Origin of the sequence: Bacillus cereus group sp. BfR-BA-01524 (genome assembly GCF_022662595.1) — a bacterium.
Classification (GTDB): domain Bacteria; phylum Bacillota; class Bacilli; order Bacillales; family Bacillaceae_G; genus Bacillus_A; species Bacillus_A thuringiensis_S.
The window spans coordinates 1-453 of the sequence record NZ_JAKUDW010000291.1; the positions used below are offsets into that span (position 1 = coordinate 1).

Here is a 453-nt window from a genome sequence, read left to right on the forward strand (position 1 = left end):
TCCCTTGTCTAACATTTCGTTTTCTACTGTTAAAGCAAGAGATTTTGTCATGCCTTTTTCAATTTGGAAAGCAATCGGATCTACTAATTGTTTATACCCTTTTGGTGCCTTTACTTCTACTAACTTGTATGTGCCGACTGATAAATTAGTAACTTGTGCTTGTCCTTTTTTATCTGTCGTTATTTTAGCGACTACTTGTCCTGCTGCATCTTGAATCTCAAATACTGCATCAGCTAAAGCATCTTTATTTTCTTTATCTACTTTTGTAATTTCTACATTTCCTGTATCCACTAATTCATTTTCTACTGTTAGCTTTAGCGCTGTTACTCTACCCTTTTCAATTTCGAATGAAACTGGCTTTTCTAGTGGTTTGTATCCTGCCGGTGTTTCTACTTCCACCAACTCATACTTCCCAATAGGTAAATCTGAAACGTTTGCTTTTCCTTCTTTATC

Annotated in this window: 1 protein-coding gene; it reads right to left on the reverse strand. The window is 35.5% G+C overall.

Annotation, left to right across the window (positions count from 1 at the left end; genetic code table 11):
* On the reverse strand, positions 1–453 hold a 453-nt coding region (locus MR170_RS31115), incomplete at both ends, for an MSCRAMM family protein (RefSeq protein ID WP_242310681.1).